The organism is Pseudorhodoferax aquiterrae, from assembly GCF_014652235.1.
GTDB classification, from domain to species: Bacteria; Pseudomonadota; Gammaproteobacteria; order Burkholderiales; family Burkholderiaceae_C; genus Pseudorhodoferax; species Pseudorhodoferax aquiterrae.
This window is the reverse complement of sequence record NZ_BMYK01000003.1, coordinates 508,713-535,178: the sequence shown is the minus strand read 5'-3', so window position 1 is coordinate 535,178 and position 26,466 is coordinate 508,713. Positions and strand designations below refer to the sequence as shown.

The 26,466-nt window shown below is 71.4% G+C and carries 28 protein-coding genes; 18 read left to right on the top strand and 10 right to left on the bottom strand.

Annotation, left to right across the window (positions count from 1 at the left end; all coding sequences use genetic code 11):
• Positions 1-16: 16 nt before the first annotated feature.
• The 4 genes from IE209_RS07860 to IE209_RS07845 are packed head-to-tail and all read left to right on the top strand — an operon-like array spanning position 17 to position 3,730.
• Complete coding sequence (locus IE209_RS07860; RefSeq protein ID WP_189686394.1) at positions 17-1,216, top strand: CaiB/BaiF CoA transferase family protein; 1,200 nt, start codon at positions 17-19, stop codon at positions 1,214-1,216.
• A complete protein-coding gene (locus IE209_RS07855; RefSeq protein WP_189686393.1) occupies positions 1,213-2,010 on the top strand; it encodes an enoyl-CoA hydratase in 798 nt (265 codons plus the stop codon). Before IE209_RS07860 ends, IE209_RS07855 begins: the two co-directional genes overlap by 4 nt.
• A 2-nt stretch (positions 2,011-2,012) precedes the next feature.
• The gene (locus IE209_RS07850) at positions 2,013-2,759 is read left to right on the top strand and encodes an enoyl-CoA hydratase/isomerase family protein (RefSeq protein WP_373305299.1); all 747 of its coding nucleotides are present in this window, start codon (positions 2,013-2,015) and stop codon (positions 2,757-2,759) included.
• Positions 2,760-2,773: 14 nt separating this feature from the next.
• On the top strand, positions 2,774-3,730 hold the full coding sequence (locus IE209_RS07845) for a Bug family tripartite tricarboxylate transporter substrate binding protein (protein WP_189686391.1): 957 nt from the start codon (positions 2,774-2,776) through the stop codon (positions 3,728-3,730).
• A 76-nt stretch (positions 3,731-3,806) separates the two neighbouring features.
• Here the strand turns inward: IE209_RS07845 and IE209_RS07840 are convergent, their stop codons facing one another.
• Positions 3,807-4,700 (bottom strand): LysR substrate-binding domain-containing protein, encoded by an 894-nt coding sequence (locus IE209_RS07840; RefSeq protein ID WP_189686390.1) that lies wholly within the window; start codon positions 4,698-4,700, stop codon positions 3,807-3,809.
• 155 nt (positions 4,701-4,855) lie between these two features.
• Between IE209_RS07840 and IE209_RS07835 the strand changes: the two genes are divergently transcribed.
• From IE209_RS07835 to IE209_RS07805, 7 genes are all read left to right on the top strand, one after another.
• Positions 4,856-5,605 (top strand): SDR family NAD(P)-dependent oxidoreductase, encoded by a 750-nt coding sequence (locus IE209_RS07835; RefSeq protein ID WP_189686389.1) that lies wholly within the window; start codon positions 4,856-4,858, stop codon positions 5,603-5,605.
• A 42-nt stretch (positions 5,606-5,647) separates the two neighbouring features.
• Entirely contained in the window at positions 5,648-6,637 is a 990-nt protein-coding gene (locus tag IE209_RS07830; RefSeq protein ID WP_189686388.1) for a TRAP transporter substrate-binding protein, read from the top strand.
• Positions 6,638-6,663: 26 nt separating this feature from the next.
• Positions 6,664-7,191, top strand: a complete 528-nt coding sequence (locus IE209_RS07825; RefSeq protein WP_189686387.1) for a TRAP transporter small permease — start codon at positions 6,664-6,666, stop codon at positions 7,189-7,191.
• A 9-nt stretch (positions 7,192-7,200) separates the two neighbouring features.
• Positions 7,201-8,460: a TRAP transporter large permease gene (locus IE209_RS07820; RefSeq protein WP_189686386.1), complete on the top strand. Its 1,260-nt coding sequence runs from the start codon at positions 7,201-7,203 to the stop codon at positions 8,458-8,460.
• Between the two features lie 31 nt (positions 8,461-8,491).
• The gene (locus tag IE209_RS07815; protein ID WP_189686385.1) at positions 8,492-9,370 is read left to right on the top strand and encodes a transketolase; all 879 of its coding nucleotides are present in this window, start codon (positions 8,492-8,494) and stop codon (positions 9,368-9,370) included.
• Positions 9,367-10,377 carry a transketolase family protein gene (locus IE209_RS07810; RefSeq protein WP_189686384.1) on the top strand — a complete coding sequence of 337 codons (1,011 nt, stop codon included), beginning with the start codon at positions 9,367-9,369 and terminating at the stop codon, positions 10,375-10,377. The genes IE209_RS07815 and IE209_RS07810 overlap by 4 nt, the downstream gene beginning before the upstream one ends.
• 137 nt (positions 10,378-10,514) lie before the next feature.
• Positions 10,515-11,753, top strand: a complete 1,239-nt coding sequence (locus IE209_RS07805; protein ID WP_189686383.1) for a carboxylesterase family protein — start codon at positions 10,515-10,517, stop codon at positions 11,751-11,753.
• A gap of 45 nt (positions 11,754-11,798) precedes the next feature.
• Here IE209_RS07805 and paoC read toward each other — a convergent pair whose 3' ends face one another.
• From paoC to IE209_RS07785, 4 genes are all read right to left on the bottom strand, one after another.
• Positions 11,799-14,012, bottom strand: a complete 2,214-nt coding sequence (paoC, locus tag IE209_RS07800) for an aldehyde oxidoreductase molybdenum-binding subunit PaoC (protein ID WP_189686382.1) — start codon at positions 14,010-14,012, stop codon at positions 11,799-11,801.
• Complete coding sequence (locus IE209_RS07795) at positions 14,009-14,965, bottom strand: FAD binding domain-containing protein (protein ID WP_189686381.1); 957 nt, start codon at positions 14,963-14,965, stop codon at positions 14,009-14,011. Before IE209_RS07795 ends, paoC begins: the two co-directional genes overlap by 4 nt.
• Positions 14,962-15,624, bottom strand: a complete 663-nt coding sequence (gene paoA, locus IE209_RS07790) for an aldehyde dehydrogenase iron-sulfur subunit PaoA (protein WP_189686380.1) — start codon at positions 15,622-15,624, stop codon at positions 14,962-14,964. The genes IE209_RS07795 and paoA overlap by 4 nt, the downstream gene beginning before the upstream one ends.
• A gap of 264 nt (positions 15,625-15,888) precedes the next feature.
• Complete coding sequence (locus IE209_RS07785) at positions 15,889-17,505, bottom strand: FAD-dependent monooxygenase (protein WP_189686379.1); 1,617 nt, start codon at positions 17,503-17,505, stop codon at positions 15,889-15,891.
• Between the two features lie 101 nt (positions 17,506-17,606).
• On the opposite strand from IE209_RS07785, the gene IE209_RS07780 reads away from it, so the two are divergent.
• Positions 17,607-18,512: a LysR family transcriptional regulator gene (locus IE209_RS07780; protein WP_189686378.1), complete on the top strand. Its 906-nt coding sequence runs from the start codon at positions 17,607-17,609 to the stop codon at positions 18,510-18,512.
• A 45-nt stretch (positions 18,513-18,557) separates the two neighbouring features.
• Here IE209_RS07780 and IE209_RS07775 read toward each other — a convergent pair whose 3' ends face one another.
• Complete coding sequence (locus tag IE209_RS07775; protein ID WP_189686377.1) at positions 18,558-19,520, bottom strand: Bug family tripartite tricarboxylate transporter substrate binding protein; 963 nt, start codon at positions 19,518-19,520, stop codon at positions 18,558-18,560.
• A gap of 209 nt (positions 19,521-19,729) precedes the next feature.
• Here IE209_RS07775 and IE209_RS07770 point away from each other — a divergent pair, with 209 nt between their 5' ends.
• Positions 19,730-20,707, top strand: coding sequence for a DnaJ C-terminal domain-containing protein (locus IE209_RS07770; RefSeq protein WP_189686427.1), 978 nt, complete (start codon positions 19,730-19,732; stop codon positions 20,705-20,707).
• Between the two features lie 2 nt (positions 20,708-20,709).
• Complete coding sequence (locus IE209_RS07765) at positions 20,710-21,030, top strand: chaperone modulator CbpM (protein ID WP_189686376.1); 321 nt, start codon at positions 20,710-20,712, stop codon at positions 21,028-21,030.
• Between the two features lie 11 nt (positions 21,031-21,041).
• Here IE209_RS07765 and IE209_RS07760 read toward each other — a convergent pair whose 3' ends face one another.
• Positions 21,042-21,608 carry a 2'-5' RNA ligase family protein gene (locus IE209_RS07760; protein WP_189686375.1) on the bottom strand — a complete coding sequence of 189 codons (567 nt, stop codon included), beginning with the start codon at positions 21,606-21,608 and terminating at the stop codon, positions 21,042-21,044.
• Positions 21,609-21,670: 62 nt separating this feature from the next.
• Between IE209_RS07760 and IE209_RS33755 the strand changes: the two genes are divergently transcribed.
• Positions 21,671-21,955: a hypothetical protein gene (locus IE209_RS33755; RefSeq protein WP_229882739.1), complete on the top strand. Its 285-nt coding sequence runs from the start codon at positions 21,671-21,673 to the stop codon at positions 21,953-21,955.
• Between the two features lie 57 nt (positions 21,956-22,012).
• Here the strand turns inward: IE209_RS33755 and IE209_RS07750 are convergent, their stop codons facing one another.
• The 3 genes from IE209_RS07750 to IE209_RS07740 form a co-directional block, all read right to left on the bottom strand.
• Complete coding sequence (locus IE209_RS07750; RefSeq protein ID WP_189686374.1) at positions 22,013-22,513, bottom strand: PIN domain-containing protein; 501 nt, start codon at positions 22,511-22,513, stop codon at positions 22,013-22,015.
• Positions 22,495-22,833, bottom strand: coding sequence for a UPF0175 family protein (locus IE209_RS07745; protein WP_229882728.1), 339 nt, complete (start codon positions 22,831-22,833; stop codon positions 22,495-22,497). Before IE209_RS07745 ends, IE209_RS07750 begins: the two co-directional genes overlap by 19 nt.
• 92 nt (positions 22,834-22,925) lie before the next feature.
• A complete protein-coding gene (locus IE209_RS07740; protein ID WP_189686372.1) occupies positions 22,926-23,393 on the bottom strand; it encodes a CopD family protein in 468 nt (155 codons plus the stop codon).
• A gap of 117 nt (positions 23,394-23,510) precedes the next feature.
• On the opposite strand from IE209_RS07740, the gene IE209_RS07735 reads away from it, so the two are divergent.
• Genes IE209_RS07735 through IE209_RS07725 form a run of 3 tightly spaced genes read left to right on the top strand, consistent with a single transcriptional unit; the run spans position 23,511 to position 26,464 of the window.
• The gene (locus IE209_RS07735) at positions 23,511-24,590 is read left to right on the top strand and encodes a S1C family serine protease (RefSeq protein ID WP_189686371.1); all 1,080 of its coding nucleotides are present in this window, start codon (positions 23,511-23,513) and stop codon (positions 24,588-24,590) included.
• 2 nt (positions 24,591-24,592) lie between these two features.
• A complete protein-coding gene (locus IE209_RS07730; protein WP_189686370.1) occupies positions 24,593-25,579 on the top strand; it encodes a Bug family tripartite tricarboxylate transporter substrate binding protein in 987 nt (328 codons plus the stop codon).
• Between the two features lie 27 nt (positions 25,580-25,606).
• Positions 25,607-26,464 carry an alpha/beta hydrolase gene (locus tag IE209_RS07725; RefSeq protein ID WP_189686369.1) on the top strand — a complete coding sequence of 286 codons (858 nt, stop codon included), beginning with the start codon at positions 25,607-25,609 and terminating at the stop codon, positions 26,462-26,464.
• Positions 26,465-26,466: the final 2 nt, after the last annotated feature.

Sequence of the window (26,466 nt, the reverse complement as noted above, 5' to 3'; positions counted from 1 at the left end):
CCACCCGGAAACAACCATGGACACCACCGCTTCCTCGCTCCCGCTCTCGGGCTACCGCGTGCTGGACCTCACGATCGCGCGCGCCGGCCCCACGGCCGTGCGTCTGCTGGCCGACTGGGGCGCCGATGTCACGCGCCTGGAGGCACCTCCGCCCAAGGACCGCGGCTCCGTGACGGGCCGGCGTCGCGGCTCGGACGAGCAGAACCTGCACCGCAACAAGCGCAGCCTGTGCGTGGACCTCAAGACGCCCGAGGGCGCCGAGGTGCTGGACCGCCTGATCGCGCGCAGCGACGTGGTGGTCGAGAACTTCCGCTCCGTCGTCAAGGACCGCCTGGGCCTGAACTACGAGCAGCTGCGCGCGCGCAACCCGCGCATCATCCTGGCCAGCATCTCGGGCTTCGGCCAGGACGGCCCCTATGCCGGCCGGCCCGGCGTGGACCAGATCGTGCAGGGCATGTCGGGCCTGAGTTCGGTCACGGGCGAGCCCGGCCGCGGCCCGGTGCGCGCCGGCATCGCGATCTCCGACACCACGGCCGGCATGTTCCTGGGCCAGGGCATCCTGCTGGCGCTGCTGCACCGCGAGCGCACGGGCCAGGGCCAGTGGGTCCACACCTCGCTGATCGAGGGCATGCTCAACAAGCTCGATTTCCAGGCCGCACGCTACACGGTCAACGGCGAGGTACCGGGGCAGGAGGGCAACGCCCACCCGACCCAGGTGCCCATGGGCACCTTCGAGGCCAGCGACGGCCAGGTCAACATCTGCGCCAGCACGCAGGCGATGTGGGCCGGCTTCTGCCGCGCGCTGCAGGCCACGCACCTGGCCGACAACGCCGACTACCGCGAGTTCGCAGGCCGCGTGCAACACCGGCGCCGGCTCGACGCCGAGATCAACGCCGTCACCCGCCAGTTCACGGTGGCCGAACTCGTCGAGCGGCTCAACCCGGCCGGCGTGCCCTGCGGCCCGGTCTACGACATCGGCCAGGCCTTCGAGGACCCGCAGGTCAGGCACCTGCGCATGACGCGGCCCGCCCAGCACCCGGTGCTGGGCGAGGTGCAGCTGATCCGCTCGCCGATCAACCTCTCGGCCTTCCCGCACCCCGAGCGCTTCCACCATGCCGCCCCCGACCCGGGCGAGCAGACCGATGCGCTGCTCGCGGAGCTGGGCTACGCGCCCGAGGCGATCGCGGCATTGCGCACATCGGGAGCGGCGGCATGAACCTGGCGCTGTCCACCGACAAGATCCTTGCCCGCGTCGAGGACGGCGTGGGCTGGATCACCATCAACCAGCCCGAGCGGCGCAACGCCATGTCGCTGGCCATGTGGCAGGGTCTGGGCGAGGCGGCCGAGGCCCTGCAGGCCGAGCCGGCCGTGCGCGTGGTCGTGCTGCACGGCGCGGGTGGCCTGTCCTTCGCGGCCGGGGCCGACATCAGCGAGTTCGAGCAGCACCGCGCCAACGCCGAACAAAAGCGCCTCTATGGCGAGACCGCCTCGCGCGCGCACCGCGGCCTGGCCCGGCTCGACAAGCCGCTGATCGCGATGGTGCAGGGCTTTTGCATCGGCGGCGGCCTCGCGCTGGCCCTGGCGGCCGACCTGCGCTTTGCCGCCGAGGGCTCGCGCTTCGGCATCCCGGCGGCGCGGCTGGGCCTGGGCTACGAGTACGAGGGCCTGGCGGCGCTGGCGCGCGTGGTCGGCCCCTCGGCGGCCAAGGACCTGCTGTTCAGCGCACGGCAGATCGAGGCCGACGAGGCGCTGCGCCTGGGCCTGGTCAACCACCTGCTGCCGCCCGAGGAACTGGAGACTGCGGTACGCGCCTACGCGGCCCGCGTGGCCGCCAACGCGCCGCTGACCGTGCAGGCCGCCAAGGCGGCTGTGCGCCTGTTCGAACGCTACAGCGCGGCCGACGACAGCGCCGTGGCGGCCGCGGTGGACCGCTGCTTCGACAGCGCCGACTACCAGGAAGGCCGCCGCGCCTTCATGGAAAAACGCAACCCCGTCTTCGAGGGACGATGAGCATGGAACTTCCTGAACTGCAGTGCGCCGGCCCCGTCGCCACCATCACGCTGCGCCGCCCCCAGCAGGCCAACCGCCTGACCCCCGAGGACCTGGCCACGCTGGCCGAGCAGATCGCCGCCGTCAATGCGCGGCCCGAGGTGTTGGTGCTGCAGCTGCGCGCCCTGGGAAAGTATTTCTGCAGCGGCTACGACATCGGCCAGATCGGCGCGGCGCGCAAGGTCAACTTCGAGGGCGTGGTCGATGCGCTCGAAGCGGCCCGCCCGGTGACCATCGCGGTGCTGCACGGCAGCGTCTACGGTGGCGGCACCGATCTCGCGCTGGCCTGCGACTTTCGCCTGGGTGCCCAGGGCATCGACATGTTCATGCCGGCCGCGCGGCTGGGCCTGCACTTCTACCAGGGCGGGCTGGAGCGCTATGTGAGCCGCCTGGGCCTGGACACCGCCAAACGCCTGTTCCTCACGGCCGAGAAGATCGGCGCCGAGGAGATGCGCGCGATCGGTTTTCTCACGCAGCTGCTGGCGCCGGACGAACTGCCCGCCGCGGTGGACCGGCTCACGCAGACCTGCGCGGGCATGGCGCCGCTGGCCATGCTGGGCATGAAGCAGCACCTGAACCGCATCGCGCGCGGCCGGTTGGACGTGGACGCGCTGCATGCCGACATGGCGCGCGCCGCCGACTCGGCCGACCTGCGCGAAGGCCAGGCCGCCTGGCGCGAGAAGCGCGCGCCGCGCTTTGCCGGCCGTTGAACCCGGGAGCCACGATGAAGACCCTGCTGCTTGCCGCTGCACTCGCGACCGCTGCCGCCACCGCGCTGGCCCAGCCCTACCCGAACCGGCCGATCCGGCTCATCGTCGGCTACTCGCCCTCGGGCGCGGCCGACCTCATCGCGCGCATCGTGGCCGAGGCCATGGGCAAGGAACTGGGCCAGTCCATCGTGGTGGACAACAAGCCCGGGGCGGGCAGCACGCTGGCCTCCTCGCTGCTGTGGCGCGCGCCGGCCGACGGCTACACGCTGGGACTGGCCACGGCCACGCTCTACGGCATCGACCAGCACCTGTACAAGGTCAGGTACCAGCCCACGGACTTCACGCCCATCACGCGCCTGACGGTCTCGCCCCTGGTGCTGGCCGTGAACAAGGACCTGGGCATCGACAGCGTGCAGGACCTGGTGGCCAAGGTGCGCGCGCAGCCGGGCAAGATGAACTACTCGTCCTCTGGCATCGGCGGCTCGCCGCACATCGCCGCGCTGAGCTTCGAGAAGGCCGTGGGCGGGCAGATGGTGCACATCCCGTTCAAGGGCGGCGCGCCCGCGCTGCAGGCGGTGGCGGCGGGCGACGTGCAGCTGTCCTTCGGCACGGCCGCCTCGGTGCTGCCGCTGGGCCGGCCCGGTACCGTGAAGATGCTGGGCGTGACGACGGAGCAGCCCTCGGCCGTGGTGCCGGGGCTGCCCACGCTGGCCGCGCAGGGCCTGCCGGGCTTCGCGTTCAGCTTCTGGTTCGGCCTGTTCGGGCCGGCCCAGCTGCCGGCCGAGGTGACGCAGCGGCTCTACGCCGCCGCGACCCGCGCGCTGGCCGATCCGCAGGTCCAGCGCAAGCTGCTGGACACGGGCAACGAGGCGCTGGCGTCCAGTTCCCCGGCGCAGTTCGACCGCTGGGCGGCGGACTCCGGGCGCGAGGCGCTGGAGCGCATCAAGGAAGCGAACGTGAAGGTGGAGTGAGGGCGCGCCGGCCCGTGGGCGCGGCAGGCGAGGGCCTTGCCCGACCCGCCCGGCCTGGGCGATCGGTCCGGAGGGCTCAGCGCGGCTGCTGCCGCGACGCCTCGGCATGGATCCAGGCCAGGAACGCTTCCAGCGCGGGCCGGCCCGCATGCCGCGGCGGGTACACCACGAAGTGCGCCTTCACGCGGATGGCCCGTTCCAGTCCGAAGACGGGCTTGAGCTGGCGCTGCGCGAGGTGCCCGCTCGCGTTGACGACGCTCTCCAGCGCCACCCCCAGCCCCTGCGTCGCCGCGTCCAGCGACATCTGCGCGCGGTCGAAGCGCAGCGCGTAGCGCTCGGGTGCCCGCTGGTCGGAGAACGCGACCAGCCAGTCGGGCCATTGCACGATGCTCACGTTGCTCTGGATCAGGGGCACCTCGCGCAACTGGTCGATGCGGCGCAGCCCGTGTTCGCGGATGAAGGCCGGGCTCGCCAGCGGAACGATGCTTTCCTCGAACAGCGGCTCGACGACCAGGTCGCTCCACTGCGGCACACCGTAGCGGATGTCCACGTCGGCCTGGCCCAGGGCGAAGTCGCTGTGCGTGTGCGCAGCGGACAGGTTCAGCGAAATGTCCGGGTGCGCCTGGGCGAAGCCGCGCAGGCGCGGCATCAGCCACAGGCTCGCGATGCTGGGCGCGCAGTGCACGTACAGGCTGTTGCGCACGCCCTGGCGCAGGTCTTCCGTGGCCGAGGCGATCGCGGACAGCGCGCCACCCACGCGGTCGAGGTAGCGCGTCCCCGCATCGCTGAGGTGCACGCCGTGCGCGCTGCGTTCGAACAGGCGCACACCGAGTTCCGATTCCAGCCGGGCGATCTGGTGGCTGACGGCCGAAGGCGTCAGGTGCAGTTCCGCCGCAGCGAGCGCGAAGCTGCGGCGCCGTGCCACCGCGTCGAAGGCCAGCAGGGTGGTGGTGGCGGGCAGATGGGCCACAGGGTTATCCCAGCGGTTGAATGAAGAACCGTCATCTTAGCCTGAGGAGATATCGCTTGTCTTCATGTCGGGCGGCCACGAACATCCGCCCCGACACGCCAGCAGGGACACACCGCTGGCGCTTCGCACCCCACCACAGCCAAGGAGATCGCAGCATGCTGCTCAAGGACAAGGTCGCCATCGTCACCGGCGGCGCAGGCATCAACGGATTGGGCTTCGCCACCGCCCGGCAGATGGCCGCCCAGGGCGCGCGCGTGGTCGTCATGGACCTGGCGCGCGCCGAGCCCGCCGCGGCGGCCGCACGCCTGGGGGCCGGCCATCTGGGCGTGGTGGGCGACGTGACGGAGAAGGACGCCTGCGTGGCGGCCGCGGCCGCCGCCGTGCAGGCCTTCGGCCGCATCGACATCCTGGTCAACAACGCCGGCATCACCCAGCCCGTCAAGACGCTGGACATCACCGGCGCCGACTACGACCGCATCCTGGACGTCAGCCTGCGCGGCACGCTGTACATGTCGCAGGCCGTGCTGCCGGCCATGCGCGCGGCCGGGAGCGGCGCCATCGTCTGCATCTCGTCGGTGTCGGCGCAGCGCGGCGGCGGCATCTTCGGCGGCCCGCACTACTCGGCCGCCAAGGCCGGCGTGCTGGGCCTGGCCCGCGCCATGGCGCGCGAGTTCGGCGGCGAGGGCATCCGCATCAACTGCATCACGCCCGGCCTGATCGAGACCGACATCACCCAGGGCAAGCTGAGCCCGGAACGCAAGAAGGACATCGAGGACACGATCCCGCTGGCCCGTCTGGGCCGTGCCGACGACGTGGCCGGCGCCTGCGTGTTCCTCGCCAGCGACCTGTCCGCCTATTGCACCGGCATCACGCTCGACGTGAACGGCGGCATGTTGATCCACTGACGCCGCCCCTGTCCCTTTGCACACCTCACGGAGACAAACCCCATGAACCGCCACCATTTCGTCCGCTCGCTGCTGGCCGCAACGCTGGGCCTGCTGTGCGCCGCCGGCGCCTCGGCCCAGGCCGTCAAGCTCACGCTGGGCCATGGCGCCGCGCTGGGCAACCCGCGGCACGAGGCCGCCGTCAAGTTCGCCGAAGTCCTCAAGGCCAAATCGGGCGGCCGCATCGAGGTGCAGGTCGCGCCCTCGGGCCAGCTCGGCGACGACGCGGCCATGGTCACCGCGCTGCGCACCGGCGCGCTGGACCTGAGCGCGAACTCGCAGGGCGCCGTTGCCAATGCGGTGCCCGAGTACGCGGCCTACGGCATGCCCTTCCTGTTCGCGAGCCCTGCGGCCGCCTTCAAGCTGCTGGACGGCCCGCTCGGCAAGGAACTGGCCGAGCGCTCGGCCGACAAGGGCATGGTGCTGCTGGGCACCTGGGACAACGGCATCCGCCAGATGACCAACAGCAAGCGGCCGATCCAGGCGCCGGAAGACCTCAAGGGCCTGAAGATGCGCGTGCCGCCGGACGCGACGCTGGTGGACATCATGAAGGCGCTGGGCGCCGAGGCGCAGCAGATCAAGTTCGCCGAGCTGTACGTGGCGTTGCAGCAGGGCGTGGTGGACGGCCAGGAGAACCCGCTCGTGAACTTCCACGCCAGCAAGCTCTACGAGGTGCAGAAGCACCTGGCCATGACCAACCACCAGTTCCAGATGACGCCGTTCCTCATGAGCAAGCGCAGCTGGGACCGCCTCGCCGATGCCGACCGCAAGCTCGTGCAGGAGGCCGCGGCCGAGGCCACGGCGCTGCAACGTCGGCTCTCGCAGGAGGCCGACGAGAAGCTGCTGGCCGATCTGAAGGCCAAGGGCGTGCAGGTGACGACGCCGGCCGCGGCGCCGTTCGCCAAGGCCACCGCGGAAGTCGTGACGAAATGGGCCAGCGGCCCGATCGGCCCGTACGTCAAGAAGGTCGTCGCGGCGGCCCAGCCGAACTGACCCGCGCCCGTTCCAGGAGACCTCCCATGGCCCAAGCCCCTTCCGGCTGGGTCGATGGCGCCATCACCGGCATCTGCCGCGTGGTGCTGTGGCTGTCGACCTCCGTCATCTTCGTGATCCTCGTTGCCAACACGGTGCTGCGCTATGCCACCGGCTCCAGCCTGGCGTGGGCCAACGAAGTGCCCGAGCTGCTGTTTCCCTGGCTCGTGATGGCCGGCGTGGTCATCGCCGCCCAGCACAGCGCGCACATCGCCACCACCTTCCTGATGGACGCCGTGCCGGCCGGTGTGCGCCGCGTGGTGGCCGTGCTCGCGTGGCTGGTGGTGGCCGGCATGTACGCCACGCTGTCCGTGGCCACCTTCCGCATGCTGGAGATCGTGCACGACGAGAAGTCGCCCATCCTGCAGCTGCCGGGTTCCATCACCTACGGTTGCGTGATGGGGGGCATGGCGCTGCTGGCAGCGCTGGCCCTGCAGTCGGCATGGCACGCCTGGTGCACCGCGCCGCAGCACGCGGCTGCGGCCGACGGCGCCGTTCCCACCGCCCACTGGTAAGGAGCCGCCATGAGCGTTCTCATTCTGTTCGTCTTCATGGTGGCGGCCGTGGCCGCCATGCCCATCGCCCACGCATTGCTGGTGGCCGCCATGGCCGCGGCCGCCAGTTCCGACAAGGTGCCGCTGGACCTGCTCGTGCAGCAGATGGTGGCCCAGGTCCAGAGCTTCCCGCTGATCGCCATTCCGTTCTTCATGCTGACGGGCAGTCTCATGATGGGCGGCAAGCTGGGCGAGGCGCTGGTCGGCGTGCTGTCGGCATTGATCGGCCGCTTCCATGGTGGACCGGCCCAGGTGGGCGTGCTGTCGTCCACGCTGTTCGGCGGCGTGTCCGGCTCGGCCGTGGCCGATGCCTCGGCCATCGGCTCGCTGATGATCCCCTGGCACAAGCGGCTGGGCTACCCGGCAGCGTTCTCCGCGGCCACGCTGGCGGCGGCCGCCACCATCGACATCCTGATCCCCCCGTCGATCCCGATGATCCTGTTCGCGCTGACGGCCAATGCCTCCATCGCCGACCTGTTCGTCGCCGGGGTGGCGCCGGGCCTGCTGATGTGCGCCGGCTTCATGGCCGCCTGCTGGTGGGTGGGCAGGCGCCGCAACTTCCCGCGCGACACGGCGCCCTTCGACGGCGCCGCCTTCCGCCGCCACCTGGCCTATGCATTCCCGGCGGTGCTGCTGCCCGTGCTCATCATCGTCTTCCTGCGCTTCGGCATCGCCACGCCGACCGAGGTGGCCGTGCTCTCCACGCTGTACGCCGGGGTCGTCTCCGTGCTCGTCTACCGCGACCTCGGCTGGCAGCGGCTCAACACAGCGGTCGTGCACGCCGGCCTGGCCACCGGCGTGGTGCTGCTCGTGATCATGGCCTCGGCCGCGATCGGCTGGCTGCTGACCTTCGACCAGATGCCCCAGGGCATCGCCCAATGGGTGCAGCAAAACGTGCACGCCAAGGTGCTCGTGATCCTCATGATGAACCTGCTCATGCTGTTCCTGGGCATGTTCATCGACCTGCCGGCGGCGGTCCTGTTGCTCACCCCGGTCTTCGTGCCCCTGGCCCAGTCCATCGGCATGGAGATGACGCAGCTCGGGATCATGATGGTCGTGAACCTGGCCATTGGTCTGTACACGCCGCCGGTGGGCACCACGCTGTTCATCACCAGCGCGCTGGCCAAGGTCAAGGTCGGCGCCACGGTGCGCGAGCTCGGTCCGTTCTACCTCGTCGCCTTCGGCGTGCTGGCGCTGGTGTCCTACTGGCCCGGCCTGATCCTCAACTGACGCCCCCCACCGTTTTCCAAGGAGAGATTGCATGACCGATTCCACCGCGGCGCCCGCCGCCAGCGCCCACGCGCTCGCCCAGGCCGCCTGGCGCATCCGCCGTTTTGCCCTGCGCATGGGCGAGGTGCAAGGCCAGGGCTACATCGGCCAGGCCCTGGGCTGGGCCGACGTGCTGGCCGTGGCCTACCGCCACGCGCTGGCGCTGCGCCCCGACGATCCGGCCTGGGAGGGCCGTGACCGCTTCCTGCTGTCGCACGGCCACTACGCCATCGCGCACTACGCTGCGCTGATCGAGGCCGGCGTTATTTCCGAGGCCGAACTCGAAACCTACGGCAGCGACGACAGCCGACTGCCCATGTCGGGCATGGCCAGCTACACGCCCGGCATGGAAATTTCGGGCGGCTCGCTGGGCCAGGGCCTGGTCATCGGCGTGGGCATGGCGCTGGGGCTCAAGCAGAAGAAGAACCCGGCCTTCGTCTACAACTCCATGAGCGACGGCGAACTGGACGAGGGCTCGACCTGGGAGGCCGCCATGTCTGCCGCCCACCACCGGCTCGACAACCTCATCTGCCTGGTCGACATCAACAACCAGCAGGCCGACGGGCCGTCGGGCAAGGTGCTGGGCTTCGAGCCGCTGGCCGACAAGTGGGCGGCCTTCGGCTGGCACGTGCAGCGCGTGGACGGCAACGACCTGCCGGCCGTGCGCACCGCTTTCGATGCGGCCCGGGCGCTGCAGGACGCCAAGCCGCGCGTGATCCTGTTCGACACGCTGATGGGCAAGGGCGTGCCCTTCCTGGAGCAGCGCGAGAAGAACCACTTCATCCGCGTCGACCCACCCGAATGGCAGCAAGCGCTCGCCATCCTCGACGCGAACCGCCCCGTCCCCACCACCGAAGGAGTGCCCGCATGAACCCGGCCGTCGCAGAGAAGAAGCCCCGGCTGACCACGTCGGCCATGATCGCCTCCATCGCCTCCGAGGGCCAGCGCGTTCAGGCGGCCCCGTTCGGCAAGGCTCTCGTGGACTACGCCGCCAGCCGGCCCGAGGTGGTGGGCCTCACCGCCGACCTGGCCAAGTACACCGACCTGCACCTGTTCGCGCAGGCCTATCCCGAGCGCTTCTTCCAGATGGGCATGGCCGAGCAGCTGCTCATGGGTGCGGCGGGCGGGCTGGCCAAGGAGGGTCTGGTGCCCTTCGCCACCACCTATGCCGTGTTCGGCACGCGGCGCGCCTACGATTTCATCCACCAGGTGATCGCCGAAGAACACCTCAACGTCAAGATCTGCTGCGCGCTGCCGGGGCTGACCACCGGTTACGGGCCCAGCCACCAGGCCACCGAAGACCTGGCGATGATGCGCGGCGTGCCGGGCCTGACCATCGTCGACCCCTGCGATGCGCTGGACATCGCGCAGGCCGTGCCCCAGATCGCGGCGCATCCGGGGCCCGTCTACATGCGCTTGCTGCGCGGCCAGGTGCCGCTGGTGCTCGACGAGATCGAAGGCTACCGCTTCGAGCTGGGCAAGGCCAAGATGCTGCGCGAGGGCGCCGACGTGCTCGTCATCGCCAGCGGCATCCTGACCATGCGGGCCCTGGAGGTGGCGGCCGACCTGGCGCGCGACAACATCGGCGTGGCCGTGCTGCACTGTCCCACCATCAAGCCGCTGGACGAAGCCACCATCGTGGCGGCCGTGGGCGCCAGGCCGCGCCTGGTGGTCGTGGCCGAGAACCATTCGGTGGTCGGCGGCCTGGGCGAGGCCGTGGCCTCGGCGCTGCTGCGCCACCGCGTGCAGCCGGCCGGGTTCCAGCTGGCAGGGCTGCCCGATGCCTTCCTGGACGCCGGTGCCCTTCCCACACTGCACGACCGCTACGGCATCAGCCGCGACGTACTGGGCCAGCGCATCCGCGGCTGGCTGGGTTGAGCGACCGGCGCGCCGCCATCGGCGTGCCTGCGGCCCGGCATGGCCCGGCGCCGCCTCCGTCCGTGAACGAAGAACCCGAGGGGCGCCGATGTGGCTCGGTCGGTGGTTCCCAACACAAGAGCCGATGGGAGACATGCATGAAGAAACGTTTCGCACTGGGCCTGCTGGCCGCGACCAGCCTGGGCGCCTGTGGCGGCGGAGGGGATGACGGCGACGCGCCGCGCCTGACCGGCCTGCAGGTGACGACGAGTGCGCACAACGGCGAGAAGCTCGAGCCGGCCTTCGATCCGGACGTGCGCAACTACACGCTGCGGGTGCAGAGCGACATCTACGGCGTGCTGCTGCAGCCTACGGCCAACGCCGCGGCCACGCAGACCACCGTCACGGCCGCCACCACGGCAGGGGCCTACAGCACGACCGTTGCGAACACCGATGTGGCCGCGCCCGAGGCGGTGCCGCTGGCGCAGACGCTGGGCAACACCGGCTACATGGTCAAGCTGTCGCAGAGCTACGCCGCCTTCGATGTCGAGTATGTGCAGACGGCCACCATCAATGTCGCCGACCCGGCCACCGGAGAAGCGGCGAATTACACCGTGCGCATCGTGCGGGACAACGATGCGGCGCTGCGCGCGAAGTTCGGTGCAGAGCAGACCTTCACCAGCGCCGACGGAACGGCGATCAAGTACCACATCTATTTCCCTCCCAACTACGCCACGAGCACCAAGACCTATCCCGTGGTGCTGGCGCTGCACGGCGTGGGCCAGCGGGCTGCGGGCGGCCAGCCGTCCGACATGGTGCTCAAGCGCACGCGGCAGGCCACGGTCTGGGCCGCGGATTCCGAGGCCAATCCGGCGAAGGAAGCGATCGTCATCGCACCCCAGGCCAACACCGCCTGGGTGGCGGGCGCCGACCCGGCCGGCGCGCTGTCTTCGGACGGGCAGGCGGCCTACGAACTGCTGCAGAGCGTCCTGGCAACGCAGAAGGTCGATGCGGGCCGGGTCTACCTGACCGGCCTGTCGATGGGCGGCAACGGCGCGCTGGTCATGGCCGAAAGCTACCCCCAGACCTTCGCCGCGCTGTTCGTCAACGCGGCATGGGCCGGATCGCCCACCACCGGCGGCGGCGATGCGTACAACTGGGCCGGGCTCAAGCAGTATCTCGACGGCCGCATCCGTGTCGTCGCCGCCGAGGACGATCCCGACGTACGGCAGCCGGCCTACCTCAACCTGATCCGGCTGCTCGATGCCAACGGCATCCGCTACCAGACCCGGCTGTATCCCACGGGCACCTTCTTCTCGCCGACGGCCCACTTCGTCTGGATCGCAGGCTATGCAGACCAGAGCGCCCGCGACTGGGTGTTCAGCCTGCGCCGGTAACGAAAAAGGCGGCCGGGTGGCCGCCTTGCTTCTCGCGCTCGCGCGTCACGCGGCGCTCGGCATGCCCTTGAGCAGCTTGTCCAGCGTCACCGGGTAGTCGCGCACGCGCACGCCGGTGGCGTTGTAGATGGCGTTGGCCACTGCCGCGCCGACGCCGCAGATGCCCAGCTCGCCCACGCCCTTGGCCTTGAGCGGCGTGGACATGGGGTCGACCTCGTCCAGGAACACCACCTCCTGGTGCGGGATGTCGGCGTGCACGGGCACCTCGTAGCCGGCCAGGTCGTGGTGGACGAAGAAGCCGCGGCGCGTGTCCACGGCCAGGTCTTCCATGAGCGCGGCACCCACGCCCATGGTCATCGCGCCGATCACCTGGCTGCGCGCGGTCTTGGGGTTCAGGATGCGGCCGGCCGCGCAGACCGCCAGCATGCGGCGCACGCGGATCTCGCAGCTGGCCACGTCCACGCCCACCTCGACGAAGTGCGCGCCGAAGGTCGATTGCTGGGCCTTCTCGGAGAACTCCTTGGGGTACTCGATCTTGTCCTCGGCCACGAGCTCGCGGTCCGCCGAGGCCTGCGCGAGCGGAACGCTGCGCTCGCCCACGCGCACCTGGCCGTTCTCGAACTGCGCCTGCGCCGGGTCCAGGCCCAGCCGCTCGGCCACCTGCTGGCGCAGCGCCATGCAGGCCGCGTAGACACCGGCCGTCGAGTTGGCCGCGCCCCATTGCCCACCCGAGCCGCAGGACACGGGCAGCAGCGAGTCGCCCAGCCGCACCGTGACGCGCTCCAGCGGCAGGCCCAGGGTCTCGGCCGCGGTCTGCGCGATGATGGTGTAGCTGCCGGTGCCGATGTCGGTCATGTCGGTGTCCACCGTGAGCATGCCCTTGGTGTCCAGCCGCACGCGCGCGGCCGAGGTCTGCAGCAGGTTGTTGCGGAAGGCCGCGGCCACGCCCAGGCCGATGCGCCAGCGGCCCTCGCGCTGCTGGCCGGGCCGGCTCTGGCGTGCGGCCCAGCCGAAGCGCTCGGCACCCAGCTGCAGGCAGCGCGTGAGCTGGCGCTGCGTGAACGGCCGCTCGGGCTTCTCGGGGTCGACCTGCGTGTCGTTGAGGATGCGGAACGCGACCGGGTCCAAGCCCAGCCGCTCGGCCATCTCGTCCATGGCCACTTCCAGGGCCATCATGCCGGGCGCCTCGCCGGGGGCGCGCATGGCGTTGCCCTCGGGCAGGTCCAGCACCGCGAGCTTCATGGCCGTCATGCGGTGGGCACCGGCATAGAGCAGCCGCGTCTGGTTCACGGCGGTCTCGGGGCTGCCGCCGGGCAGGTCGCCAGACCAGCTCTCGTGCGCAACGGCCGTGAGCTTGCCGTCCTTGCCGGCGCCCAGGCGGATGCGCTGGATCGTGGCCGGCCGGTGCGTGGTGTTGTTGGCGATCAGCGGGCGCTGCAGCGCGACCTTGACCGGCCGCTTGGCGGCGCGCGCACCGAGCGCGGCCAGCACGGCATCGGCCCGCACGAACAGCTTGCCGCCGAACCCGCCGCCGACGAAGGTGGAGATCAGCCGCACCTTGTCCTTGGGCAGACCCAGCGTGCGTGCGAGGTCGCTCGCGCCCCAGTCGATCATCTGGTTGGCGGTCCACACGGTGAGGGCGCCGTCGTCGTTCCAGACGGCCAGCGTGGCGTGCGGCTCCATCATCGCGTGCGACTGGTCGGGCGTGGTGTAGGTCACGTCCAGCTGCACGGGCGCGGCCGCGTAGGCGCCATCGAAATCGCCCACGCGGGTCTCGACGGGGCCGGTGTTCTCGTTCGGCTCGGGTGGCTTGGCGCCGTCCTTGGCGAGCGACAGGTCGTAGGTGCCACGGGTCGCTTCGTAGCGCACCTGCACGAGCTCGGCCGCGGCGCGCGCCTGCTCGAAGGTCTGCGCTACCACCAGCGCCACGGCCTGGTGGTAGTGGTCGACCTGCGGGCCGCCCAGCAGCTTGGCGGTGTTCATCTTGCCCTTGCCCAGCTTGCCGGCATTGCGCGCCGTGACCACGGCCAGCACGCCGGGGGCCGCGCTGGCCGCGCGGGTGTCCATGGACGCGATGCGGCCCTTGGCGATGCCGGCGCCGACGACCACGCCATAGGCGGTGTCGGGCAGCTCGTGGTGCTCGTAGGCGTAGGGCGCGGTGCCGGTGGTCTTGAAGGGGCCGTCGATGCGGTTGAGGGGCTTTCCGACCAGCTTCAACTGGTCGATCGGGTTGGTGGTGGCGGGGGCGTCGAATTTCATGTGGTTCTCCCGGTCTCCTGCAGCACGTCGGACAGCACGCGCGTGACCAGCGGGGGCTTGAAGGCGTTGTGGTCGGTGGTGCGCGCGCCGGCCAAGAGCTGCGCCGTGAAGGCCTCGGCCCCGTTGGGCAGCAGGGGTTCGGCCGCTTCCATGCGCCAGGGCTTGTGCGCCACGCCGCCCAGCGCCACGCGGCCGCGGCCGTCGCGCTGCACGATGGCGGCCACCGAGACCAGCGCGAAGGCGTAGGAGGCGCGGTCGCGCACCTTGCGGTACTCGTGGCGGCCGCCGACCGGTGCCGGCAGCGTCACGGCGGTGATGAGCTCGCCGGGCTCCAGCGCGGTCTCGCGCTGCGGCGTGTTGCCGGGCAGGCGGTGGAAGTCGGCGATCGGGATGGTCCGCGTGGCGCCGCCGGGCCGGACGGTCTCGACCGTGGCGTCGAGCACGCGCATGGCCACCGCCATGTCGCTCGGGTGCGTGGCGATGCAGGCGCTGCTGGTGCCCACGATGGCGTGCTGGCGGTTGATGCCGTCCATGGCCGCGCAGCCGCTGCCGGGCTTGCGCTTGTTGCAGGCCTGGGCGGTGTCGTAGAAGTAGGGGCAGCGCGTGCGCTGCAGCAGGTTGCCCGCCGTGGTGGCCTTGTTGCGCAGCTGGCCCGAGGCGCCGGCCAGCAAGGCGCGCGAGAGCACCGCGTAGTCCTTGCGCACGCGTGCATCGGCCGCCAGGTCGGTGTTGCGCACCAGGGCGCCGATGCGCAGGCCGCCGCCCGGCGCCGGCTCGATGCGGTCCAGCGCCAGGCCGTTCACGTCGATGAGGTGCGGCGGCGTCTCGATCTGCAGCTTCATCAGATCGACGAGGTTGGTGCCGCCGGCGATGAAGCGCGCGCCCGGCGTGCGCGCGGCGGCAGCGGCGGCCTCGGCCGGCGTGCGGGCACGCTCGAAGGTGAACGCCTTCATGCCGCACCTCCCGCCACTTCCGTGATGGCCTCGACGATGTTGGAGTAGGCGCCGCAGCGGCAGATGTTGCCGCTCATGCGTTCGCGCAGCTCCTGGGCCGAGAGCAATGGCTTGGCATTGAGGTCGGCGCTGACGTGGCTCGGAATGCCGGCGCGCACCTCGTCGATCACCGCCACGGCCGAGCAGATCTGCCCCGGCGTGCAGTAGCCGCACTGGTAGCCGTCGTGCTTGACGAAGGCCGCCTGCATGGGGTGCAGCGACTGCGGCGTGCCCAGGCCTTCGATGGTGGTCACGCTGCCGCCCTCGTGCAGCACGGCCAGCGACAGGCAGGCATTGATGCGCCGGCCGTCGGCGATGACGGTGCAGGCGCCGCACTGGCCATGGTCGCAGCCCTTCTTGCTGCCGGTCAGGTGCAGCTGCTCGCGCAGCAGATCGAGCAGGGTGGTGCGGGTGTCGATCTCGACGGCGTGGCGCTGGCCGTTGACGGTCAGCGTGAGGGGGTGCAGCGGCATGGGGTTGGGCGTCGGTGCGGGCGCAGGCGTGGGGGCGGCTGCGACACCGCCCGCGGCCACGCCGGCCGCGCCGGACAACAGCAGATCGCGGCGCGTGAGCGCGAGGTCGCAGGCCGCACCGTCGTCACGGGGGTCGGTGGTTTGCATCGTGGGGCTCCTGCCGCGCGCGGGGTCGGCGCACGGTCGTTGTGAGCGGCCAGCTTGTGGCATGCGCACCGCGCGCGCAGCAGGCCGGCAGGGCGCCTGCGCGTAGGCAGTGGCCGACGGGCGACCGGCACGGCGGTCCGGGCCGCTTGCAACGGCCGCGCGCAGACACCACACCGGCGGCAGCGCCAGCTTCGTCAGGACGGCATGGAATTCAAGCGCCCCGGCGACGGACTGGGGCGCGCCGAGGATGGCCGCCGACGCCGATCAGGCCCGCCCGGCGGCCTGGCGCAGCAGGCCCGCCGCGGCGTCCGGCGCGACCGACTCGCCGGCCCAGGCGACGAACTGGTCCGGCCGCACCAGCACCAGGCCGGCCGCATAGCGCGCCCGCTCGTCGGCCCGGGTGTCCTCGACCACGCGCAGCGGCAGGCCCAGGCCCTGGGCGGCCTGCACGAAGGCCTGCACCTGCGGCGCGGGCACGCCGAAGGCCAGCAGCGTGAAGTCCGGCCCCAGGCGGTCGTAGACGTTGCCACCGGCGGACAGTGCCGCGGGTGCCAGGTGGTGACCGGCGCGCGCCTCGAAGCGGTGGGCGCCGACGGCGCTGCCGCCCTCGCCCTGCGTCCCGGGCACGATGGGCGAGCCTTCGTAATGGGGCTCGAAGGCATGCACCTCGCCCACCGCACCCTCGCTGCGCGCGCGCCAGGCCTGTTCGAAGGCGGCGCGGTCGCGCGCCGGGTCGTGGGCGTGCAGGAAGGCCCGGTCCACCTCGATGGAGCGGGCGATGAAATCGCCTGCCGTGGAGGCGAACACCGGCCGGCGTTCGCGGTCGTAGGAGTCCAGCAGCGCCTCGCCACCCCAGCCCTGCAGCCTCGCCGCGAGCTTCCAGCCCAGGTTGCGCGCGTCCTCGAAGCCGGTGTTGATGCCGTAGCCACCGTAGGGCGGATGGCTGTGTGCCGCGTCGCCCGCGATGAACACGCGGCCGGCGCGGTAGCGGTCGGCGATGGCGAAGCGCAGGTCCCAGAAGCCGATGTGCTCAAACGCCACCTCGAATTCGGCACCCACCGCCTCGTGCAGGTAGGCCGCGAAGTCGAAGTTGTCGCGCGTGGTGCCGGGCGGCACCGGCGCATGGAAGAACCAGGTCTCGCCCAGGTCCACGCGGCCGAAGAACTTCCAGTAGCCGTTCAACTCGGGCTGCAGCACGTTGTAGTAGGACTTGCCGGGGTAGCGCGCCAGCAGCGCGTGGAGCTGGCGCGAGCGGAACACCACCAGCGCCATCAGGCGGTCGTGGTCCGACAGTGTCTGCGTGATGCCGGCCTGCGTGCGCACCACCGAGCGGCTGCCGTCGCAACCGACCACGTAGGCGGCATGCAGCGTGCGGCGCGCGCCGCCTTCGCGTTCGCTGGCCACCACCTCCACGCCGCCGCCCGAGGGCGTGACGGTCTCGGCCGTCCAGCCGTACAGCGTCTGCACGCTGGACAGCGCGGCCGCGCGGGCGCGCAGCACGGCCTCGGTGGCGTATTGCGGCAGCCGCTCGTTGGCCTGGAAGTAGTAGGGCCGCACCAGCTCGCGCTGCAGCCAGTCGTAGTGGTGCGCGCCCAGCAGCGTGCCGTGCGCCGTGAGGCCGCCGATGCCGTAGCCCGGCGGGATGGTGCGGGCCGCGCGCAGGGCCGGCTCGGCGCCCCAGAAATGGAAGTGCTCCATGGTGCGCTGCGTCAGGTTCTGCCCCTTGGGGATGGGCTGCGGCTGGGCGTGGCGCTCCACCACCGTGCAGGCGATGCCGCGCTGGCCCAGCTCGATGGCCAGCCCCATGCCGACGGGGCCCCCGCCGACGATGAGCACCTGGCTGTGCGCCTGCTGGTCCTGGGTCTGTGCCTGTGCTGCCATGTCCTGTCTCCGTCTACGGTGCGTTGCGCGAAGGCGAGATTGGAACCGGCGACCCATGATTAGACAAGTTTAGATGTGACATGCACTCATAAAATCGCCATATGAACCTCTCGATGCGCCAGATCCGGGCCTTCCTCTTCGTGGCCCATGCCGGCAGCTTCACGCGTGCGGCCGAGCGGGCCCACATGACGCAGGCCGGCCTCAGCATCCTCGTGCGCGAAGTCGAGCGCCAGCTCGGCGCGCGCCTGTTCGACCGCACCACGCGCGCCGTGCAGTTGACGGACGCGGGCCGGCGCTTCGCGCTGGTGGCCGAATCGGTGCTGCAGCAGCTGGACCATGCGACGGCCGAGGTGGACGCGCTCGGCCAGCTGTCGCGCCAGCAGCTGCGCATCGCGGCCACGCCGCTGGTCTCGGCCCACCTGCTGCCGCAGTTGCTGGCGCGCTTTCGGGCACAGCATCCGGGCGTGCGCCTGCAACTGCTCGACAGCGACCTGCCGAGCGTGCAGGCCATGGTCGAGTCCGGCGAGGCGGACCTGGGCCTGGGCTTCTTCTTCAAGGTCGCGTCGGGCCTGGTGCGCCGGCATGTGGCGGACTTCCCGCTCATGAAGGTGTCGCCTGCGGCCCAGGTGCCCGGCGCGCTGGGCCGCGCGACCTGGGCCTCGCTCAAGGGCGCGGCGTTGATCGCGCTGCCCTCGGACAACCCGATCCAGCGCGCCATCGACACCCATCTGCACAAGATCGGCGTGGCGCGCGACACCGCCGCCAGCCTGTCGGTCAGCTTCCTGGCGACGCAGATCTCGATGGTGGAGGCCGGCTTCGGCCAGGCCGTGATGCCGACCTTCGCGGTGGCGGCCTGCCGGCGCCACCGGGTGCAGATGGAGGTGCTGGGCAGCCCGCAGCTCAAGCTGGGCTTTTACCGCGTGGCGCGGCGCGGCGTGGCCGAGACCGAGGCCATGCAGGCCTTCGACGAGGCGATCGCGCAGCACCTGCCCTCGATGTCGCGCTGAGGCACACCCTGCCGGGCGCGCGCTGTCGCCCCGCGGGACGCTGGCTCAGTCCGCCGTGATGTTGCCGCGGCGCACCACCTCGGCCCAGCGCTGCGCGTCCCTGGCCACCAGCGCGCCGAACTCGGCCGGCGTGGCCGTGGCCGGCACCATGCCCTGCGCGTCGAAGGCCTTGGCCACCTCGGGCTGCCTGAGCGCGGCGGCGATCTCGCGGTTGAGCCGCTGCACCACCTCGGCAGGCGTGCCTTTGGGGGCGAACACGCCGTACCACATGTCCACGTTGTCGACCTTGGCGCCGGCTTCGGCCAGGGTGGGCACGTCGGGCAATTGCGGCAGGCGCTTGGGGCTGCCGGTGGCGATGGCGCGCAGCTTGCCGGCCTGGATGTGCTGCAGCGCCACGTGCACGGGCAGGAACATGGTGTCGATGCGCCCGCCCAGCAGGTCGGTCACGGCGCCCGCCGTGCCCTTGTAAGGCACGTGCAGCAGCTCCATGCCCGTGGTCTGCGCCAGCAGCGCCATGGACAGGTGGTGCGGCGTGCCCACGCCCGGCGTGGCGTAGTTGAGCTTGCCGGGCGCGGCCTTGGCCGCCGCCACGAGATCGGCCAGCGTGGTGGCCTTCTGCACGTGGGGGTTGGTCACCAGCAGCAGGCTGCCCCAGGAGGTCAGCGCCACGGGCGTGAAGTCGGTCACCGGGTCGTAGGAGAGCGACTTGTACAGGCTCTTGTTCATGACGAGGGTGTTGACCTGGACCATCAGCGTGTGGCCATCAGGCTTGGCGCGGGCCACGCGGTCGCTGCCGATGTTGCCGCTGGCGCCGGCCACGTTGTCCACCACGACCGGCTGGCCCAGGGCCTTGGGCAGGTGGGCGGCGAGCTGGCGCGCGATGAGGTCGATGCCGGTGCCGGGCGTGTAGGGCACGACAAGGGTGATGGCCTGGTCCGGCCAGGCGAAGGCCTGGCCCGCCAGCGCGGTGGCGGCGGAAAGGACCACGGATCGGAATAGCCGGCGCATGTTGTGTCTCCTGTGCGGTGGGCGCGCCGCGGTGGCGCGCCCGGTGCGGCGGCATTAGGCCTTGACGTCGGTCATGTTGCAAATTTAGGGTTCACATGGTTTCATAGGTTTGCCATATGAATGGCGCGCCGGCCCCTGTAGGACGTCGCACCTTGCAAACCCGCGGGTCCGCCCCCACCATGGCGGCATCCCCCTTTTTCGCCAACGCCATGGAATTCAAGGATTACTACAGTGCCCTGGGCGTGCCGAAGACCGCCACGGACGACGAGGTCCGCAAGTCCTACCGCAAGCTCGCCCGCAAGTACCACCCCGACGTCAGCAAGGAGCCGGATGCCGAGCAGCGCATGCGCGAGGTCAACGAGGCCTACGACGTGCTGCGCGACAAGGACAAGCGCGCCGCCTACGACGCGCTGGCCGCGCGCGTGGCCAGCGGCCAGCATGCCGCCCCGGACGGCGCCGGCTTCTCGCCGCCGCCGGGCTGGGACCAGGGCTTCGAATTCAGCCGCAGCGGCGGCGGGCCGGCCGACGATGCCGACTTCAGCGACTTCTTCTCCTCGCTGTTCGGCGCCGCGCAGCGGCGCCAGGCCGGCCGGCAGCAGCCGCGCATGCGGGGCGAGGACCAGCATGCCGCGATCGAGATCGACGTGGCCACAGCCTTCCGCGGCGGCGAGCGCCAGCTGCAGCTGCGCGCGCTGGAACTCGACGCCCACGGCGAACCGCAACTGGTGCAGCGCACGCTGGAGGTCCGCATCCCGGCGGGCGTGCGGCCCGGCCAGTACATCCGGCTGGCGGGCCAGGGCCTGCCCGGCCACGGCGGCGAGCCGGCGGGCGACCTGTTCCTGGAGGTGCGCATCGCGCCCGATGCGCGCTGGCGCGTCGAGGGCAAGGACCTCACCATGCGCCTGCCCGTGACGCCCAGCGAGGCCGCGCTCGGCGCGCAGGTGCGCGTGCCGCTGCCGGCCGGCGGCGAGGTCGAGGTCGCCGTGCCGCCGAACTCGCGCAGCGGCCGCAAGCTGCGGCTCAAGGAGCGCGGCTTCGGGGGCAAGCAGCCCGGCCACCTGTACCTGGAACTGGAGATCGCGCTGCCGCCGGCCGATTCCGCCGCCGCGCGCGCGGCCTACGAGGCGCTGGCCAAGGCGGCCAGCGGCTTCGACCCGCGCGCCCAACTGGCCACCATGGGAGCCTGAACATGCAGATCCGTCAGACCACGGTGTCCGTCGTGCACTGCCAGCCGGTGGACGAGGACCATCCGCTGCGCGCCGAGGAGATCGCCCGTGCCGCGGGCGACCGCATCGAGTGGGTGATCGAATTGGTCGAGGCCGGCGTGATCGCGCCGACCGCGCCCGAGGCGCCCCGCGCCCAGTGGGCTTTCCACGGCGAGGCGCTGCGCGGCGCGCTGGAGGCGCGGCGCCTGCAGCGCGACTTCGACGTGGGCGTGGACGCCGCCGCGCTCATCATCGAACTGCAGCGCGAGGTGCGGCGGTTGCGCGGGCTGCTGGGCCGGGTGTAGCGCCGGCCGCCTCACAGCAGCGCGAGCTGCTGGCACGCGGGCAGCGGCTGCAGGGGCCAGCGGGCGATCACCTCGTAGGCATAGGGCTCGCCGCCGCCCTCGACCAGCAGCAGTTCCTCAAGCGTCCAGGGAATGGGCGTGATCTTCTGCGTGCCCAGGGCCATGGGGGCGTCGTAGCTGACCGTGACATGGGGCGTGTGGCCGCCGGGGCTGGCCAGCCCTTCCTGCGCCAGACCTTCGCGCACAGCTGCCACCAGGGCCGCGAAGCCGGCAGGCTCTCCCTTGGCGCGGAATGCCCAATGGATGCGTTCGCGGCGGCCAGGGGTGCTGCGGTCCACGCCCTGGATGCGGTTGAGCAGCAGGGTACAGGCGCTGGCGCGCACGCGGTCGCCCGCCCGCTGCAAGGACTTCGCCAGGCCGCGTCCCTCGAAGAAACGGTCCGACAGCGTCTGATGCCAGTTGCCGGGCGGGGAAAGGCTGTTGCCGAGCCGCTCGTGCAACTGCCGGTACGCGAGGCTGTGCTGCATCACGTCGCGTACCGTTGGTGGGGGCCGGGCCATGAACAACAGGCGAGACATGCGGCGACTGTCGCCGATCCCGGGCGCCCCGCGCAAGGCGCCGGGAATGCCCATGCGGGGCCTTGGCGACGAAGCTGGCGGCGACGTTGCCGCTGGCGCCGGCCCGGTTCTCGACGACGACGGGCTGGCCCAGCGTGTCGCCCACCATGCGGCCGATCACGCGGGTCAGCGTGTCGGTGGTGCCGCCGGCCGGGCTGCCGACGACGATGGTGATGGGCCGGCCCTGGGCGGTGGCATGGAAGGGGGCGGTGGCCGTGGCGGCCAGCAGCAGCGCGGCCAGGCCGGCGCGCCGCGTGAACAGGAAAGGCATGCTGTCTCCGGGTCTCTGGGGAATGCCTGCATGCTAGGCATGCCCGCTCCGGGACTCAATGGAACCTGCTGGTCCTGTGGTGCGGACCAGTGGGTCAGGCTTCGCCGACGTCCTGCAGCACCTGGCGGATCACGGCCGCGCTGATCCGGAAGTCCGATCCATGCAGCTGCGCGAAGCGTGGTTTGGCCGCATCGATGAGGCCACGTTTCTTCGCCAGGCCGATCAGTGCAGCCGTGCCGGCGACGCGCACACCGCGCTCGGCGGCCACGGCACGGCCAGCACGTTCGTCCATGAGCACCAGGGCCTGCCCCGGCCCGGCGGCCAGCGCGATGTGCAGGCATTCCGTCTCCCCCGCATCGAGATCCGGCAGCGCCGGCGCGGCCGCGGGGATGGCCTTGCGCCATGGCCGCAGCTGCTTGCGGCGCAGCGCGGCCGTGATTGCCGCCTCGCCCGGGGCACCCAGCCCCGGCAGAACCTCCTGTTGGACCGTGGGAGGCACCCAGACCGTGCCGAACAGCGGCGGCAGCCAGGCGAGGCCATCGACCAGCGCGAGGCCGATCAGCGGGCTCGCATCCGTCAGGACGATGCGAGCCATTCGTCCAGCGTCTGCAGATCCTGTTGCGCCTCGTCGGCCGCCTGGTCGACCACGGCGATGCCCAGGCGCGACACATGGGCGATGAAGGCCGACAACGGCAACTGCGCCAGCCGCGCTGCCCGGGCCAAAGAGAGCCCGCCATCGCGGAACAAGGCGGTGGCCAGCGCGGCACGCGCGCCGGGCTCGCCCAGCAGCTTGCCCGACTGCAGACCGATCAGGACGGCATCGGGCTGGTCGCGGTTCATGACAACGACCAGGTCGTCGCGCGCGCTGCGCAATGCTTCGCTGGGGTTGTTCTTGAGCCCAGAAACGTTGACCACCTGCATAACAGTCCCCTGCGTGATGGGAGGATCGGATGGGAATGACGGATGGGATTTTAGTTCCCGGAACCGTGCTCGCCACCGTGGCTGCTTCAGCCGGCCCGGCCCACCAGCGCGACCGCAAAGACCAGCGTGCCCAGCACCAGATTCAGCGCCACCAGCTGGCGCACCGTGTTCAACTGCGCGCCGGCCTGCGGCCACTGCTTGTCGGCCACGGCGCGGCGCATGCGCGGGAACGCACGGCCGCGGACGAAGCCGTAGACCACCGTCATGACCAGCGCCAGCGTGAACATGGCATGGATGCGCCAGTGCGCGCCGCGGAAGCCGCCGATGGCCATGAACATGGCCAGGCCGCTGATCCACAGCGCGGCCAGCGCCACGTCCACGCCGCGCAGGAAGCGGCCCAGCGCCGCGGCCATGAAGGGCAGGCGCAGCGGCGGCTCCAGCACGGCCGCCGCGGCCGGCCGCACGGCCAGGTGCATGGTGGCCATGCCGCCGACCCAGAAGGCGGCGCTGGCCAGGTGGACGAACAGGAGGAAGGCGTAGGTCGTGGGGTTCATGGGGGCGATGATCGCGCATGCACCAGGGCCTTGCGGGCCTGGGCCGGTTCGCGCACGGAGGGCAGGGCCATCGCTGGCCGCTACCATCGCGCAGCTGTCATCCGGTCGAGGGCTTCCATGGCGCTGTCACGCCGTCTTTCCGTTCTCCTGCTGTGCGCGGCGCTGGCCGCCCCTGCGTTCGCCCGCACCGAGGCGGCGCCGCGCCCCGTCACGCCGCGCGGCCCGCTCGGCGTCGACGAGCAGAACAACATCGCCGTGTTCAAGGCGGCCTCGCCCTCGGTGGTCAACATCACCTCGCTGGGCCTGGAGCGCGAACTGTTCTCGCGCAACGTGCAGCAGGTGCCGCAGGGCACGGGCACGGGCTTCGTCTGGGACGCGCAGGGCCACATCGTCACCAACTTCCACGTGATCCAGGGCGCCAGCGGCGCGCGCGTGACGCTGGCCGACCAGAGCCACTACCCGGCCAAGTTGGTTGGCGTATTCCCCGACCGCGACCTGGCCGTGCTGCGGATCGAGGCGCCGGCCGGCCGGCTGCGCCCGCTGCCGATCGGCAGCAGCGCCGACCTGCAGGTGGGCCAGTCGGTCTACGCCATCGGCAACCCCTTCGGCCTGGACCAGACGCTGACCACCGGCATCGTGAGCGCGCTGAACCGCGAGATCGAGTCCGTCACGCGGCGCACCATCCGCGGCGCGATCCAGACCGACGCGGCCATCAACCCGGGCAACTCGGGCGGGCCGCTGCTCGATTCGGCCGGCCGCCTGATCGGTGTCAACACCGCCATCTACAGCCCTTCGGGCGCCAGCGCCGGCATCGGCTTCTCGATCCCGGTGGACGAGGTCAACCGCATCGTGCCGCGGCTGATCCGCGACGGCCGCTTCGTGCGGCCCGCGCTGGGCGTGGCCTACGCCACCGAGCCCTTCAACCGCGCGCTGGGCCTGCCCAGCGGCGTGGCCATCCTGCGCGTGCAGCCGGGCAGCCCGGCGGCGCAGGCGGGCCTGCGGGCCTTCACGCGCAGCGAACGCGGCATCAACGCCGGCGACGTGATCACCGCCGTCGACGGCGAGGCCGTGGCCAGCCCCGACGACGTGCTGAACCTGCTGGAGCGGCGCCAGGCCGGCGACCGCGTCGAACTCACGCTGTGGCGCGGCGGCAGCACGCGCAAGGAGCGTGTGACGCTGGTGGCTTCGGAGGAATGAACATGCAGACCTTGCTCCGTGCCTGGGCCCGCCGTGCGGCACTGCTGGCGCTCGGCACCGTGCTGGCCACGGCCGCCTGCGCGCAGGACTGGCCGCAGCGCCCGGTGCGCATCGTCGTGCCGTTCGCGGCCGGCGCCTCGCCCGACATCCTGGCGCGCATCGTCAACGACAAGCTGGGCCCGTTGCTGGGCCAGCCGCTGGTGGTGGACAACAAGCCGGGTGCGGGCGGCAACACCGGCACCGACCTCGTGGCCAAGGCGGCGCCGGACGGCCAGACCTTTCTGCTCTCGGTCAATGCGCCGCTGGTCTACAACACCGTGCTGTTCAAGCGCCTGCCCTACGACCCCTTCACCGATCTGGTGCCGGTGTCGCTGGCGGCCACCACGCCCAATGTCTGCGTGGCCACGCCGGGCATGGGCGTGGCCTCGGTCAAGGACTGGCTGGCCGCGCTGCGGCGCAACCCGGGGCAGTACAACTTCGCGTCCACGGGCAACGGCTCGATCGCGCACCTGGGCGTGGAACTCGTCAAGCTGCGCACCCAGTCCTTCGCGGTGCACATCCCGTACGCCTCCTCGGCCCAGGCCGCCACGGCCATGCTGCAGGGCGACGTGCACTTCGCTTGCCTGCCGCCGGTGTCGGTGATGCCGCAGGTGCAGGCCGGCAAGCTGGTGGCGCTGGCCGTGAGCTCGGCCGAGCGCTCGGCGCTGCTGCCCGATCTGCCCACGCTGCGCGAGGCCGGCCTGCCCGACATCCAGGCCGTGCCGTGGTTCGCCTACATGGCGCCCAAGGGCACGCCGCCGGCCATCGTGGAGCGCATGGGCGCGGCCATCGCAGAGGTATTGAAGGATCCCGAGACGAAGCGCCGGTTGGCCACCGCCTACTTCGACCCGGTGGGCAGTACGCCGCAGGAACTGGCGGACTTCATGCGCAAGGAACTGCGGCTGTGGCGGCCCGTAATCGAGCGCGCCGGACTCAAGCCGAGCGACTGAGCTCCCACAAGCAACCAAGGAGACGACATGCAGGAAAGCACCATCACCATCCAGACGCGCGACGGCATCGCGCTGCAGACCTGGCGCTGGGCGCCCGCGGGCGCGCCGCGCGCTGCCGTGCAGCTGCAGCACGGCCTGGGCGAGCATGCGGGCCGCTACCGCCGCTTCGGCGAAGCGCTGACCGCCGCGGGCTACGTGGTCTACGCGCCGGACGGGCGGGGCTCCGGGCGCAGCGCGGCTGGCGCCTACGGCCGCTGGGGCCGCGATGGCTGGCCCGGCTGGGTCGACGACGTCTGGCAGCTGAACCAGCACATCCGCACCGAACACCCGGCCCTGGCGCTGGGCCTGGTCGGGCACAGCATGGGCTCGTTCGCCACGCAGCAGTTCCTGCTCGACCATTCGGACGCTGTGCAGGCCGCCGTGCTGCTGGGCACCAGCGAGCCGGCCGGCATCGCCGCCATGCTGAGCGCCGAGGGCCCGGTGGACCTGAGTTCGCTGAACCAGGGCTTCGAGCACCGCACGGGTTTCGAGTGGCTGAGCCGCGACGCGGTCGAGGTCGACAAGTACTGCGCCGACCCGGCCTGCGGCTTCGTGCCCGAGCCGTTCCAGGGCTTGCAGACGCTGGCGTGGGCGGCGGACCCGGCAGAACTCGCACGCGTGCGCAAGGATCTGCCCATCCTGCTGCTGTCGGGCGATGCCGATCCGATCGCCGGGCCCGGCGGTGCGGCCGTGCAGCTGGTCGGTCAGCGTTACCGCGATGCGGGCGTGCACGACGTGGAGGTCGTGCTGTATTCGCAGGCGCGGCACGAGCTGCTCAACGAGACCAACCGCGACGAGGTGACGGCGCGCCTGCTCGCGTTCCTGGACCGCACGCTGCGCCGCTGAGG